This is a genomic window from Mesorhizobium sp. Root552 (assembly GCF_001427285.1).
Classification (GTDB): domain Bacteria; phylum Pseudomonadota; class Alphaproteobacteria; order Rhizobiales; family Rhizobiaceae; genus Mesorhizobium.
On the sequence record NZ_LMFV01000003.1, the window covers coordinates 30873 to 44914 of the forward strand.

The following is a 14042-nucleotide window of genomic DNA, read 5'->3' on the forward strand; positions in this document are numbered from 1 at the left end:
ATGGGCGCCACACTGACCATGCCGGCCGGGCGCGCACTTCGCGCGCAGCTTTCTTCCGACGACATCGTCAAGCGCGGCTTGATGCTCGTCATCTCGCTCTATCTGCTGGTCGCGCTGGCAGCGCCGCTTTATGTGCTGCTGTCGAAATCCGTCTCGACCTACCAGTTCGACCTGACAGCCTTCGAAATCCAGCGCAGCGACGACACCGGCCTGAATTTCGGGGCGCCCAAAACAGTCGAGGCGCTCAATCTCGAAACCGGCGCCATAGCACCGGAGGAACTCGAAACCAGCTCCGACGGCCGTCTTGCCGTTACCGGCCTGTTCAAGGATTTCAGCTTCCGCAGTCCGGTGAAGTACCGTGTCCGCGGCACGACAGAGGGCGCTGCCTTCCTTGTCGGCTCCGACCTGCACCGCGGCACCGAATGGGTGGAACTCGATTCCAACACCTTCCGACGCGTCGTGCTGCGTCCGGTGAGCTCGTTCGGGCTCGACAATTTCAGCGCCTATTTCTCCACGCCGAGCCTTGCCCAGTCGATCTCCAATTCGGTTCTGATGGGGGTCATCAGCACCGTTTTGGTCATCTCGATCGCCTTTGCGCTCGCCTATGCATTGAACCGCAGCCACATGCGCTTCAAGGGGCTGTTCAAGCTGATACTGGCCATCCCCATCCTGGTGCCTTCGCTGTTGCCCGGCATTGCACTCGTCTATCTGTTCGGCAATCAGGGCCTGCTCAAGGACCTGATGATGGGCTACAGCATCTATGGCCCGATCGGCATCGTCATCGGCTCGGTCTTCTTCACGCTACCGCATGCACTCATCATCATTTCGACGGCTCTCGCCATCGCCGATGCGCGCCACTACGAGGCGGCGACATCGCTGCGCGCAACGAAATGGCGCACCTTCTGGACCGTGACGGTACCTGGCGCGCGCTATGGCATCATCTCGGCCGCCTTCGTCGTGTTCACCATGGTGATCACCGATTTCGGCCTGCCGAAGGTCATCGGCGGCCAATACAACATGCTCGCCGTCGACATCTACAAGCAGGTCATCGGCCAGCAGAATTTCGAAATGGGCGCGGTCGTGTCGGTGATCCTGCTGATCCCCGCCGTCGCCGCCTTCTTCGTCGACCGCGCCATCCAGAAGAAGCAGGTGGCGCTGTTGTCGGCCCGCTCGGTTCCTTACCAGCCGAAGCCCAATACGCGTTTCGACTGGCTGTGCTTTACCTATTGCGCCGTTGTTGCCGTGTTCATCCTGACCATGATCGGCGTTTGCCAGCTGGCGGCGACCGTCAAGTTCTGGCCCTACGATCTGACGCCCAGTCTGAAGAATTTCCATTTCGACCTGATGGACGGCGGCGGCTGGGCTGCTTACTACAACTCCATCGAAATGGCGCTGCTGACGGCCTTCTTCGGCACCATCATCGTCTTCACCGGGGCCTATATGGTCGAAAAGAGCGACGGCTTCAAAGCAGGCCGCACGCTGTTCCAGTTCCTGGCCATGCTGCCGATGGCGGTTCCCGGCATGGTGCTTGGACTGGCCTATATCTTCTTCTTCAACAGCCCGGCCAACCCGCTCAATCCGATCTACGGCACGATGGCGATCCTCGTCGTGTGCACGGTCACCCACTTTTACACCGTGTCGCACCTGACCGCGCTGACGGCGCTGAAGCAGATGGACCGCGAGTTCGAGCCGGTCGCCGCCTCGCTGAAGCAGCCCTTCCACAAGCTGTTCTTCCGGGTGACGGTACCGGTCTGCCTGCCGGCGATCCTCGACATCTCGATCTACCTGTTCGTCAACGCGATGACGACGGTGTCGGCGGTCGTGTTCCTCTATTCGACCCATACCCAGCTTGCTTCCGTCGCCGTGCTCAACATGGATGATGCCGGCGACATCGCACCGGCTGCGGCGATGGGCATGATGATCTTTTACACCAACATTGCTGCGCGGCTCATCCACGCGCTGGTTTCGCGCGCTTTGCTCGGACGTACGCAAGCCTGGCGCAACAGATAGGCGGCGCGCCGGCTCCCTGTCAGGCCGACAGGGCCTGTTCGATATCGGCAATCAGGTCGTCGGCGTCCTCGATGCCGGCGGAGAGCCTGACCAGCGAATCCGAAATGCCGATCGCCGCACGCTGCTCTGCCGGGATGGAACCGTGCGTCATCAGCGCCGGATGCTCGATCAGGCTTTCGACACCGCCAAGGCTTTCGGCCAGCGCAAACAGGCGGACATGCTCCAGGAAACGCTTGGTGGCGGCGAGGTCGCGGTCAAGCTCGAAGGTGACCATGCCGCCGAAAGCGTGCATCTGCGCCTTGGCAACGGCGTGCTGCGGATGGCTTTCGAGGCCGGGATAGATGACGCGCCGGACATCGGAGCGTGCTTCCAGCCAGCGCGCGATCTTCAGCCCGTTCTGCGAATGGCGCTCCACGCGCAGCGCCAGCGTCTTAAGGCCGCGCAAGGCGAGGAAACTGTCGAACGGCCCGGAAATCGCGCCAACCGCGTTTTGCAGGAACTTCAGCTTGTCGCGCAGCTCCGCGTTTTCGCCGACAACGACCGTGCCGCCGATCATGTCGGAGTGGCCGTTGAGATATTTGGTGGTCGAATGGACGACGTGGTCGATGCCGAGTTCCAGCGGCCGCTGGATATAGGGGCTGCAGAAGGTGTTGTCGGCAACGGCGATGACGCCCTTGCGCTTGGCCAAGGCAGCCACCGCTTCGAGATCGACAATGCGCAGCAGCGGATTGGTCGGCGTCTCGACCCAAAGCATCTTCGTGTCTGGCCGGATCGCCGCCTCGACCTTGGCAAGGTCGGTGAAATCGACAAACGTCACCTGCAGGCCGGCCGAGCGCTTGCGCACCCGTTCGAGCAGACGGAAGGTGCCGCCATAGATGTCGTCAGTGGCAACGATATGTGCACCGGCATCGAGCAGTTCGAACACATTGGCAATCGCGGCGAGGCCGGACGCATAGGCAAAGGCCGCCGAGCCGCTTTCGAGATCGGCTATGGCGCGCTCGAAGGCGAATCTCGTCGGGTTCTGGCTGCGCGCATATTCGAAGCCCTTATGTACGCCGGGGCTCTGCTGGGCGTAGGTCGAGGTGGCGTAGATCGGCACCATCACCGCACCCGTGGTCGGGTCGTGGCTCTGGCCGCCATGAATGGTGCGGGTCGAAAAGGCGAGGCGATTCCTGCCCTTTTGCGGCTGTTCGGTCATTTTGAGCGTCTCAAATGGTTGATCAGGTCGATACGGGTGATAAGGCCGACAAATTCGTCGCCGTCAAAGACGATCGCCACCTCGTTGCGGTCAAAGACCGGCAAAAGCGCGTCCAGCGTCTGGCTGGCCTGCAATGTGTGCAGTTCCGAGGTCATGGCGGTGCGCACCGGTCCCTCGAAGCGCTCCCAGCGGCCCTGGTAGTTGCCATCCACCTTGGCCAGTATGTCGCCTTCGTCGATGATGCCGACCAGTCTGCCGTTGTCGAGCACCGGAAGTTGCGAAACGTCGCCACGCCGCATCCGTCCATAGGCGGTCAAGAGCGTATCGTCGGGACCGACGAAGACGGTGCCGCCCTCGCGGTGCGAACGGGCGACGAGGTCGCTCAAATCGCCATGCTGCTCGCGCTCGGCAAGTCCCTGTTCGGCCAGCCAGAAATCGTCGAATACCTTGGAAAGATATTTGTTGCCGCTGTCGCAGACAAAGGTGATGACGCGCTTCGGCGTCTGCTGCTCGCGGCAGTAGCGTAGCGCGGCCGCCAGAAGCGTGCCCGAGGAGGAGCCGGCCAGAATGCCTTCCTTCGACAACAGGTCGCGCGCCGCCAGCATCGAATGCCGGTCGGAGATCGTATAGGCCTGCTTCACCAGCGAAAGATCGGCATTCGGCGGCACGAAATCCTCGCCGATGCCTTCCACCGTCCAGCTTCCAGCCTGTTCCAGCTTGCCTGTCTTGACCAGCGGCGCCAGCACCGAGCCTGCCGGGTCGGCCAGCACCATCTCGGTCTTCGGCGACATCTTGGCGAAGAATCTGCCGAGACCGGTCAGCGTACCGCCCGAGCCCACGCCGACGACCACCGCATCGACGTCGCCATCGAGCTGCTGCCAGATCTCCGGTCCCGTCGTCGTCTCGTGCGCCAGCGGGTTGGCCGGGTTGGCAAACTGGTTGACGTAGAACGATCCCGGCGTCTCGGCGGCGATCTTCTCGGCCATGTCCTGATAATATTCCGGATGGCCCTTGCCGACGTCGGAGCGGGTCAGCCGCACCTCGGCGCCCAGCGCGCGCAGATGCTGCGCCTTCTCACGCGACATCTTGTCGGGCACGACGAGGATGATGCGATACCCCTTGGGAATACCCACCTGCGCAAGGCCAAGACCGGTGTTGCCGGCCGTCGCCTCGATGATGACGCCGCCTTTCTTAAGCCGGCCGTCCCGTTCCGCCGCGGCGATCATCGAGCGGGCGATGCGATCCTTTATCGAGCCGCCGGGGTTCTGGCTTTCGAGCTTGATGAACAGCCGGCAGCGCCCGGTGTCGAACTTCGTCAGTTCCACCACCGGCGTCTCCCCGATCAGGTCGAGGACCGAGCCATAGGGCGGTCTGACCCGGTCGAATGCGGCGTTCTGTTCGATTTTTGCGGTGCGCGTCATCGGATAGCTCCTTTGGCTCCGATGGGCGCACTGATCGCAGACCTTGGCCTGCTTTGTCCAAGACGAAAATTCTAATAATTCTCTATTATAGGAATTTTATTCCATCAGATGGTGATTGCAACCGGCTCCGGCGTAAAGCCTGACCAATCAGGCGGCGCGGCCGCCTGTCGAGGCGTCGCCGGGGGCGTCCTCGTCGATCTCCACCGCGTCCTCGAGACGCGAGGCGATGAGTTCCTGGATGTCGCCGACCTCTTCCTGGATGTCTTCCATCGGAATCCCGGCTTCGGCCGCCTCGGCGGCGCATTCGCGGGCAAGCGTTTCAGCGTGCTGCTCGATCTTTATCGGCAAGGCCGGAGACTGGCACTTCTCGCCGATCCATTCCTGAAGGAACTTGATCGCATGTTCACTCATTGCACTGCCCTGCACTTCCTGGTCTTCGTTGCTTTAAACGTGCGGCATCCCGAAAAGATACCGATTGCTTTCAAACTGCGTTGCCATTCATCAGGCGTACCATATCGACAGCCCAAGGCCTGAAGGAGTTGCGGGTTTCAACAGATTCATTGGGAAGGGATGGTACCGTTGGCTGGGATCGAACCAGCGACCTCCGGATCCACAATCCGGCGCTCTAACCAGCTGAGCTACAACGGCACATCTGCATGGCCCGATCGGCTGAAAGTCCATCCTTTGCGATAAGCTTTGTCGTTCGGCGAAGCGTCAATACGGGTTAATGGAGTCTAATTCAAGCCATTTGGAAGGGCAAAAGGTCGCTTGCGCGATTCGCCCCTTTCCTCACCTTGCGACAGGCAAAGAAAAAGGCCGGCGGGAGGAGGTGCCGGCCTTTTCCTTTATTGGCCAGCGGAATGCGCTGGCCGCTTCGCCCGGCAGGCGGAGGGAGGAGGAACCACCCGCCGGGTATTGCTTGACGGCCGAAACCGGCGCGCCCCTAAAGATTACGCGACCTTCAGTTCCTTGAAGGTCTTCTCGAAGACGGCCTTGACCGGCTTGGAGACGTCCTCTGCAGCCTTGGAAGCAGCTGCCTGGAAGTCCTTGGCCTGCTCGACGCTCTGCTCGTAGCGCTGACGCAGGAAAGCGGTCTGCAGCTCAACGACTTCCGACAGCGACTTGGCACCGACGAGAGCCTCGAGATGCGAGAAATTGGCTTCGGCGCTGGTGCGCAGCGCAGCGATCGCCTTCAGCGACAGGTCGCTGGTGGCCGACTTGGCGGTCTCGTAGGTGGTTTCGAGAACCTTCTGGGCCTCTTCCGAACCGGTCTTCAGCTTGGCATAGGCCTCTTTCGACTGCTCAACGCCCTTTTCAGCAAAAGCGCGGATCTGGTCGGTGGCCTTGGAAGCGTCAAAGCTCGGGAATTCGACATTGCCGATGAAGTCGGCGCTCTTCGTCTTGGTCATTTTCCATCCTTTCAGGGGCAGCGGCTTTAGCTCAAAGCCGTCTCGTTCATGTATGATGGGCATATATAGCACGAATTTTGTGCAATGCAATATTTTTGTTGCAGCGCAATATTTTTGCCGGCTTCCGGCGTTAACCACGTGGCCAGATTTCGGCGTCCAAACGCGGTGGCTTGTGGACCTTCGCGCCATCGGCTTTTATTAACAAAGCGTTAACTGCAAACTGCCTGACCTGCGAGGGTTCGCCAAGCGCATGCCGTCCGACAGCTACTCCTTTCTCGACGTTGCCGTGCTCGACGCGGTGCGCCAGCGCTTTGCTGCCGGCGATGCGCTGGTCATCCTGGCTGCGGACCTGGAGCAGGTTCTGTGGGCAAACGGCCCGGGCGCAGCACTGTTCGGCTATCCCGACATCGAGCGCATCATCGGCGAATCATCTGGCCTTTCCGCCGTCGCTCGACGGCAGATCATGGCGACTTCAGGTTATCCTGAAATCGGCAGCGACCGCTCGCTGATGGTGCGGCTCACCAGCGGCATGACCAGCCGCGCAGTCGGCTTTTTCGCCAGCAGCATCGTGCTGCCCGACGGCGAAAGGGCCATCCTGCTGGCTGTCCCGTCCGAGCAGGGCGAGCAAGCCAGCGCGGCCGACCGAACCGCGAAGGCTATCGGCGGCTTTGCCGAAGACGGTCATTTCCTTGCCTTTATCGACGGCGCGGGCGAAATCGAAGCCGCCTCGGCGGATTTCTCGAACCTCGGCATTTCCGCCTCGACACTGGCCGGGTTGGTGCGCGAGGTCGCCAACGAACGCGACCGCATCGTCAAGCGCATCGTCACCGCCGGCAGGAAATCCTATCCAGCGGGCATCGCGCGGCTCACCGACGATCCCGCCCGCCACCTTCTCGTCGTCATCGACGAAGGGCAGGCCGAGGCAGCCGATGCCGAACCTTCGGTCGAGGTGAAGCCCTCCGCCAAAACGCCCCCTGCGGCTTCCCCGTCCAGCACCGGGCCGGCCAATGCCGAGCGACCGGAAAAGCATCATCACGATCATTGGTATTTCAGCGATGTCGATGCCGGCCAGGCCCATCAGGACCAGGCAAAGGCAGCGGATGCCGAACAACCAGCCGATGAGCCAGCCGCAGCGGTGGAAGCGGCCCAGCGCAACGTCAGCCCTGTTCGCTTTGTCTGGCGCACCGATGCCGATGGCCGTTTCAGTTCGGTCTCGCCGGAGTTTGCAGACGCGCTTGGCCAACCGGCTGCCGATGTCGTCGGCAGGCGCTTCAAGGATGTCGCCACCACATTCGGCCTCGATCCGTCAGGCGAAATCTCAGGCCTGCTCGAACGCCGCGACACCTGGTCCGGCCGCTCGGTCTGGTGGCCGCTTTCCGGCACCGACCTGAAAGTGCCTGTCGATCTGGCGGCGCTCCCCGTCTACAACCGCAACCGCGAGTTCGAAGGTTTCCGCGGCTTCGGCGTTGCCCGCATGGGCGATGCGATTGCAGACCCGGAAGGCATAGGCATGGTGCTGGTTCCGAACCGGCCTGTGCCTGCCGAAGAACCGGCACCGCCGCAAGCCTCGCCACCGCCGGAAGCTCCAACGGCCGATCCGTTCCAGGGCGAGGTCCCGGCGCTCGAAATCACGCCCAAGCCGGAGCGCCGCTTCGCCGACAAGGTCATCCGGCTTGCGGAACACCGCCCCGCAGCCAACGACAAGGGCCTGTCTTCAATCGAGCGCAACGCGTTTCGCGAGATCGGCGAGCGACTGAAGAAAGTCAGCGAACCCGAGAGCACTTTCACGACCGAAGCCGAAGCCGCCTCGTCGCCGGCAACCGGCAACGAAGTCGAGCGCGCCGACACGGCTTCAAAGCTGGAGAGCGACGTTTCGCCTGAAAGCCATGCCGCCGAGCCCGTTCAGCCGGCACCTTCGGCACATGGCTCGCTGCTCGACTACGCATCTTCCGAACCCGACCACAGCGCCGATGAAGACGGGATGGCCGCTGCCGATTTCCGCGACGCCGAATTTCGCGAGCCGGACGCAGGCGGCGCTCTGGAACAGGCTGCCCAGGCGCGCCTTGAGGCCGAGCCTGCCAGGCCTATCCGGGCAGAAGCCCCGCAATGGCTGTTGCAGACCGGCGGCTTCCTGCCGTCGGCCTTTGCCAAAGGCGATCCGGACACGCCCGACGTCTCGATCCTCGCCAAACTGCCGGTCCCGGTGCTGATCCATTCAGGCGACGTGCTGCACTATGCCAATGACGAGTTCCTCGACCTCGCCGGCTACGACACGCTGGACGAACTCGATGAGGCCGGCGGGCTCGATGTCCTGTTTGCCGAACCCTATGCCGGCGACGCTGCCGCGGACGAAAGCGACCGTGCGCTGCGCCTGCGGGGCAAGGACGGCAACGAATTTCCGGTCGAGGCGATCCTGCGTTCGGTTCCGTGGCAGGAGCGCAAGGCGCTGCTTCTGGTCGTGCGCCGCACCGGCGAAACACGCGCGCCCGCAGCACCCGTCACTCCGGTCCTGCCGTCGGTAACGAACATCGCGCCGCAGCCCGAGGTCTCGGAACTCAAGGCGCGCATCGCCGAAATGCGCACCATCATCGACACCGCTACCGACGGCGTCGTGCTGATAGGCCGTGACGGCAACATCCGCTCCATCAGCCGGCCGGCGGAAGCCCTGTTCGGCTTTGACGCCGAGGAGGTGAACGGCAAGCCCTTTTCCTCGCTGTTCGCCATCGAGAGCCAGCGCGCCGCGCGCGACTATCTCGCCGGCCTCTCCGAACACGGCGTCGCCAGCGTCCTCAACGATGGCCGCGAAGTGATCGGGCGCGAGGCGCAAGGCCGTTTTATCCCGCTGTTCATGACCATTGGCCGGCTGCCCGGCGACAGCGGCTTTTGCGCCGTCGTGCGCGACATCACCCAGTGGAAGCGGGCCGAGGAAGACCTTACCCAGGCGCGCGCCGTAGCCGAGCGGGCATCGTCGCAGAAGACCGATTTCCTCGCCCGCATCAGCCACGAGATCAGGACGCCGCTCAACGCCATCATCGGCTTTTCGGAACTGATGGTGGACGAGAAGTTCGGCCCCGTCGCCAACGACCGCTACCGCGACTACCTGCGCGACATCAACCGCTCCGGCAATCACGTGCTCGATCTGGTCAACGACCTGCTCGACATCTCCAAGATCGAGGCCGGCCAGCAGGACATGGCCTATGAAGCGGTATCGCTCAACGACACGCTGGCGGAAACGGTCGCCCTGATGCAGCCGCAGGCCAATCGCGAGCGCGTCATCATCCGCTCCAGCTTCGCGTCGCGGCTGCCGGAAGTGGTGGCCGACCTGCGCAGCGTACGCCAGATCGCCCTCAACATCCTCTCCAACGCCATCCGCTATACGCAGGCCGGCGGCCAGGTCATCGTCTCGACGGCCTATGAAATTTCCGGCGACGTGGTGCTGCGCGTGCGCGATACCGGCATCGGCATGACGCAGGCCGAGATCGAGCAGGCGCTGAAGCCGTTCAAGCAGATCAATGCTTTGAAGCGCGGCCGCGGCGACGGCACCGGGCTCGGCCTGCCGCTGACCAAGGCGATGGTCGAAGCCAACCGCGCCCGCTTCACCATCAGTTCGACGCCCGGCGAAGGAACGCTGGTCGAGGTGGCCTTCCCGTCAACGCGGGTTCTGGCTGAATAGCTGCCATCGCGTTTAGCAGGTTCTTTTAGGGATAAAAGAAAAGGCGCCCTGGAGGGCGCCTGAATTTTGGAATTTGTCACAACGGGCTTGAGCGAATTCTGCACCTTGGCCGGGCCGCGGAACGGGATTTCTCCCTCAAGTTACCCGCGACTATCGGGGCGGGGACGTTAACAAATCCTTACCGCCCCATCAAAAACTTTACGAATCTGTACCACACCTGAAGTTTAGGTAAATTTGCCCGTTCAGTTTTCGTTTACCATTGCAGGACGCCGTCTCCGCTAGCTTGCCAACTGCGGCAAGTCCCTGAACAGCTCAAGCGCTTCCGGATTTGCCAGCGCTTCCTTGTTCTTGACGCTGCGGCCATGGACGATGTCGCGCACCGCAAGTTCGGTGATCTTGCCCGACTTGGTGCGCGGAATATCGGTGACGGCAACGATGCGCGCCGGAACATGGCGCGGGCTGGCGCCGGTGCGGATTTTGGTCCTGATGCGCTTTTCCAGAGCCTCGTCGAGGGCGATGCCGGGCGCCAGCCGCACGAACAGCACCACCCGCACGTCGTTGTCGAAATCCTGGCCGATGGCGAGCGCCTCGAGGATTTCGGGCATCTGCTCGACCTGATTGTAGATTTCCGCCGTGCCGATCCTCACTCCGCCCGGATTGAGCGTCGCATCCGAACGGCCATGGATGATGATGCCGCCATGGCCGGTCCATTCGGCGAAGTCGCCGTGGCACCAGACATTGTCGAAGCGCTCGAAATAGGCGCCGTGATATTTCTTGCCTTCCGGATCGTTCCAGAAGCCGATCGGCATGGCCGGAAACGGCCTCGTGCAGACCAGTTCCCCCTTCTCCCGCCGGATCGGCTTGCCGTCGTCATCCCAGACATCGACCGCCATGCCGAGCCCCGGCCCCTGTATCTCGCCTTCCCATACCGGCTCGGTCGGAACGCCGAGCACGAAGCACGAAACGATATCGGTGCCGCCCGAGATCGAAGCGAGATGCACGTCGCGCTTGATGCCTTCATAGACGAAGCGGAAATCTTCCGGCGACAGCGGCGAACCGGTCGAGGAGATGGTGCGCACGCTGCCAAGATCATGGCTCTTGATCGGCTCGAGATCGGCCTTGCGCACCGAATCGATGAATTTGGCCGAGGTGCCGAAATAGGTCATCTTCTCGGCATCGGCATAGTCGAACAGCACGTTGCCGCTGGGATAGAACGGCGAGCCGTCGTAGAGCAGAAGCGTCGCGCCCGTCGCCAGGCCGGTCACCAGCCAGTTCCACATCATCCAGCCACAGGTGGTGAAATAGAAGAAACGGTCGCCTTGGACCAGCCCGGCATGCAGGCGGTGTTCCTTGACGTGCTGTATCAGCGTGCCGCCGGCCGAATGCACGATGCATTTGGGAATGCCGGTCGTGCCCGACGAAAACAGGATGAACAGCGGATGCGAGAACGGCAGGCGCTTGAACGTCACCTCCTTGATGGCAAAGGGTTCGATCGCATCGTTGAGCGACACCGCCTTGCCGATGGAGTCGGCAACATCGCCCGACGTTCCGAGATAATCGACGATCAGCACCTTCTTCACGCTGGAAAGCTTGGCCGAGACGGCCGCCACCTTGTCGGCGACTTCGATGGCCTTGCCATTATACCAGTAGCCGTCGGGGGCGATGAAGACGACGGGCTCGATCTGGCCGAAACGGTCGAGCACGCCCTGCTCGCCAAAATCGGGCGAGCAGGACGACCAGACTGCGCCAAGCGAAGTCGCCGCCAGCATCGCCGCGATCGTCTCCGGCATGTTCGGCATCATCGCAGCAATGCGGTCGCCCTCTCTCACGCCCAGCGAGGAAAACAACTGCTGCAGGCGCGAGACCAGCGCATGAAGCTCGTTCCACGACAGCCGCCGCTCGACCTTGTCCTCGCCGCGAAACACCATCGCCGTGCCCGGCCCGCTGGTGGCGAGCAGGTTCTCTGCATAGTTCAGCCGGGCCTCGGGAAAGAAGCCGGCCCCTGGCATCCTGTCTCCATCGGCAAGCACGACTTCGCCCTTGTCGCCGACAACGCCGCAGAAATCCCAGACGAGATCCCAGAAGGCTTCGGGTTCGGCTACCGACCATCGATGCAATTCGGCATAGGACGAAAAACCACGCCCCGCCCGCGCTTCGGCCTTGGCGGCAAATGCCGTCAGCGGCGCTGCCTCGATGCGCTCGGCGCTCGGCTCCCACAAGGGCGTTGAAGTGGCCATCGTCTATCCTCCATCTGCGCCGCAATCGCCTTGGCAAAGGCGGCAGCGCCATCGCGCTTTGTCGGCAACGGTTAAGCATATTGGCAAGCAGCAGGGCAAGCATATGTCCCGCAGCGCCCATCGATGTGGGCAATGCGCCATAGCGAGGTCATAAAGACTTGAAATGCATCGGCCACCGGTTACACCTTGCGTCGGCTTGGCGGAACGCAAAGAAGGGGCGAGATGCCATCATCGTGGATGCGACGTGGCGTATGGGCGGCCGCCCTTGTGGGGCTCGTCGCCATACTGGTGTTCGTTGCGCTGCCGTTCATCGCCTCGACGCGGATCGTGCGCGACCGCATCGCCTGGGAGATGAGCGCGTGGAGCGGCTACCGCGTCACCATTGCCGGCGCGCCGCAAATCGAGGTCTGGCCGCAGTTTCGCGCCATCCTGACCCAGGTCGCGCTTTCGAAGTGGACGGATGCGAGCGAGCAGCCGGTTATCGAGGCCGAGCGCATCGAGGTCGGCCTGTCGGCCATGGCAGCGCTGCGCGGCGATGTCGTGTTCTCCTCGGCCCGGCTGATCCGGCCTACGATCCGGGTCGAGCGCACCGCTGACGGCCTCTACCTGCCTGCCTTCCCGGAAGGTGGCCGCATCAGCCGTTCCGTCGATGCCGCCCGCGCCCTTCTGGCCGCCGATCCCGCCAATCCCGACCTCGGCAGGCTGCCCGCCGACCCTCTCGGCATATTCGAATTTCGCGACGGCCGCATCGTTGCATCCGCCAATGGCAAGGAAGAAGAGATCGCCACCAGCCTGACCGGGCAGGCGAGCTGGTCGGCGATGAACAGCAGCGCATCACTCACCGCGTCCGGCATCTGGCATGGCGAAGGCGTCACGCTCGAAGCGTCGTCGCCCAAGCCGCTTCTGCTCGCCGCCGGCGGCCCCGCCCCCTTTACCCTGAACTTCAAGGCAGCGCCCGCCAACCTGTCGTTCGACGGAACGGCAAGCTTCTCCGCCAATGCCTATGTCGACGGGCAAGTGAAATTCTCGGCTCCCTCGCTGCGGCGTATGCTGGACTGGTCGGGGACCGGCATCGCACCCGGCGCCGCGATCGGCTCGGTCTCGATCTCAAGCAAGGTTTCCGGCAGCGCCGGCCGGCTGAAATTCGACAGCGCCGAGATCGTCCTCGACAAGAACCCCGGCATGGGCGCGCTCGATTTCGCTCTTGCCGAGGGGCGTCCGGTCGTCTCCGGCACGCTCGCCTTCGAAACGCTCGACCTCGGCTCGTTCCTGTCCGCGTTCACGCCTCTCGCATCCTCGGCAGGCCAGGTTTCGGGCGAGATCGACACTTCTTTCGCCGACCGGCTCAATCTGGACCTCAGGCTTTCGGCAGCTCATGCCACGGCGGGAGCGATTCCGCTTGCCGAGGTCGCCGCAACCGCCCAGGTCAAGAACGGCCTTGCCGCCTTCGACGTGTCGGATGCGGTCGCTTTCGGCGGCAATGTGCAGACCAGCCTGCGCTTCGACCGCGATCCGGGCGGGACGCAGGTCGAGATGCGGCTGCTAGCTTCCGACATCAATGGCGGCGCGTTTGGCGCGGCAACCGGCATGTCGCGGTTGATGCCGACCGGAACCGGAACCATCTCGGTCATCCTCAAAGGCCCCGGCAAAGGCTGGAATTCCGTGCTCGAAAATGCCGACGGCTCGATCACGGCGAATTTCGGTGCCGGCGCTTTGCCCGGCCTCAACCTGCCGGCTTTCCTGAAGCGCAACTCCGAGCGCGGCTTCTTCCCGCTCGACGATGTCGACGACGGCAGCCTCGCCATCGAGGGCGCAGAATTGAAGGCGAGCATCTCAAAGGGCGTGGTGCGCATCGACAAGGCACAGGCCGTATCGGGAAAATCGCGGCTGTGGCTGACCGGCATCATGCCCTATGCCGGGCGCGGGCTCGCCCTTTCCGGCGGCATCGCCGACACCACCGCCGCTGCGGCACCGGCAACGGGCGAAGGCGCTGCTGCGGCGCCCGCCAACCTGCCCCAGTTCTTCGTCGGCGGGAGCTGGAGCAGGCCGTTCATTTCTCCCGTACGGCCGGCAACGCCCGCGCAGTAAACACTC

The 14042-nt window shown here is 63.0% G+C and carries 8 protein-coding genes and 1 tRNA gene; 3 read left to right on the plus strand and 6 right to left on the minus strand.

What is annotated here, in order from left to right; genetic code table 11:
* Window positions 1-2010, plus strand: a complete 2010-nt coding sequence (locus ASD50_RS01920; protein ID WP_056235189.1) for a putative 2-aminoethylphosphonate ABC transporter permease subunit — start codon at window positions 1-3, stop codon at window positions 2008-2010.
* Between the two features lie 19 nt (window positions 2011-2029).
* Here ASD50_RS01920 and ASD50_RS01925 read toward each other — a convergent pair whose 3' ends face one another.
* The 5 genes from ASD50_RS01925 to ASD50_RS01945 all read right to left on the minus strand — a co-directional run bounded on the left by ASD50_RS01925 (window position 2030) and on the right by ASD50_RS01945 (window position 6038).
* Window positions 2030-3208, minus strand: a complete 1179-nt coding sequence (locus ASD50_RS01925) for a trans-sulfuration enzyme family protein (RefSeq protein WP_056235193.1) — start codon at window positions 3206-3208, stop codon at window positions 2030-2032.
* A complete protein-coding gene (locus ASD50_RS01930) occupies window positions 3205-4629 on the minus strand; it encodes a pyridoxal-phosphate dependent enzyme (RefSeq protein WP_056235196.1) in 1425 nt (474 codons plus the stop codon). The genes ASD50_RS01925 and ASD50_RS01930 overlap by 4 nt, the downstream gene beginning before the upstream one ends.
* 147 nt (window positions 4630-4776) lie before the next feature.
* Window positions 4777-5040 carry a DUF768 domain-containing protein gene (locus tag ASD50_RS01935; protein ID WP_056235200.1) on the minus strand — a complete coding sequence of 88 codons (264 nt, stop codon included), beginning with the start codon at window positions 5038-5040 and terminating at the stop codon, window positions 4777-4779.
* Between the two features lie 160 nt (window positions 5041-5200).
* Window positions 5201-5277, minus strand: a tRNA-His gene (locus ASD50_RS01940).
* 302 nt (window positions 5278-5579) lie between these two features.
* Entirely contained in the window at window positions 5580-6038 is a 459-nt protein-coding gene (locus ASD50_RS01945) for a phasin (protein ID WP_056235205.1), read from the minus strand.
* A 250-nt stretch (window positions 6039-6288) separates the two neighbouring features.
* Here ASD50_RS01945 and ASD50_RS01950 point away from each other — a divergent pair, with 250 nt between their 5' ends.
* Window positions 6289-9711 carry a PAS domain S-box protein gene (locus tag ASD50_RS01950; RefSeq protein ID WP_056235208.1) on the plus strand — a complete coding sequence of 1141 codons (3423 nt, stop codon included), beginning with the start codon at window positions 6289-6291 and terminating at the stop codon, window positions 9709-9711.
* Window positions 9712-9989: 278 nt separating this feature from the next.
* Here the strand turns inward: ASD50_RS01950 and ASD50_RS01955 are convergent, their stop codons facing one another.
* Window positions 9990-11948 (minus strand): acetoacetate--CoA ligase, encoded by a 1959-nt coding sequence (locus tag ASD50_RS01955; protein ID WP_056235210.1) that lies wholly within the window; start codon window positions 11946-11948, stop codon window positions 9990-9992.
* Between the two features lie 222 nt (window positions 11949-12170).
* Here ASD50_RS01955 and ASD50_RS01960 point away from each other — a divergent pair, with 222 nt between their 5' ends.
* Window positions 12171-14036 (plus strand): AsmA-like C-terminal region-containing protein, encoded by a 1866-nt coding sequence (locus ASD50_RS01960; RefSeq protein ID WP_056235213.1) that lies wholly within the window; start codon window positions 12171-12173, stop codon window positions 14034-14036.
* Window positions 14037-14042 lie beyond the last annotated feature (6 nt).

Coding starts and splice junctions, on each gene's coding strand:
- ASD50_RS01960 (WP_056235213.1), top strand. CDS start 12,171: ATGCCATCATCGTGGATGCGACGTGGCGTATGGGCGGCCGCCCTTGTG.
- ASD50_RS01920 (WP_056235189.1), top strand. CDS start 1: ATGGGCGCCACACTGACCATGCCGGCCGGGCGCGCACTTCGCGCGCAG.
- ASD50_RS01945 (WP_056235205.1), bottom strand. CDS start 6,038: ATGACCAAGACGAAGAGCGCCGACTTCATCGGCAATGTCGAATTCCCG.
- ASD50_RS01925 (WP_056235193.1), bottom strand. CDS start 3,208: ATGACCGAACAGCCGCAAAAGGGCAGGAATCGCCTCGCCTTTTCGACC.
- ASD50_RS01955 (WP_056235210.1), bottom strand. CDS start 11,948: ATGGCCACTTCAACGCCCTTGTGGGAGCCGAGCGCCGAGCGCATCGAG.
- ASD50_RS01930 (WP_056235196.1), bottom strand. CDS start 4,629: ATGACGCGCACCGCAAAAATCGAACAGAACGCCGCATTCGACCGGGTC.
- ASD50_RS01950 (WP_056235208.1), top strand. CDS start 6,289: ATGCCGTCCGACAGCTACTCCTTTCTCGACGTTGCCGTGCTCGACGCG.
- ASD50_RS01935 (WP_056235200.1), bottom strand. CDS start 5,040: ATGAGTGAACATGCGATCAAGTTCCTTCAGGAATGGATCGGCGAGAAG.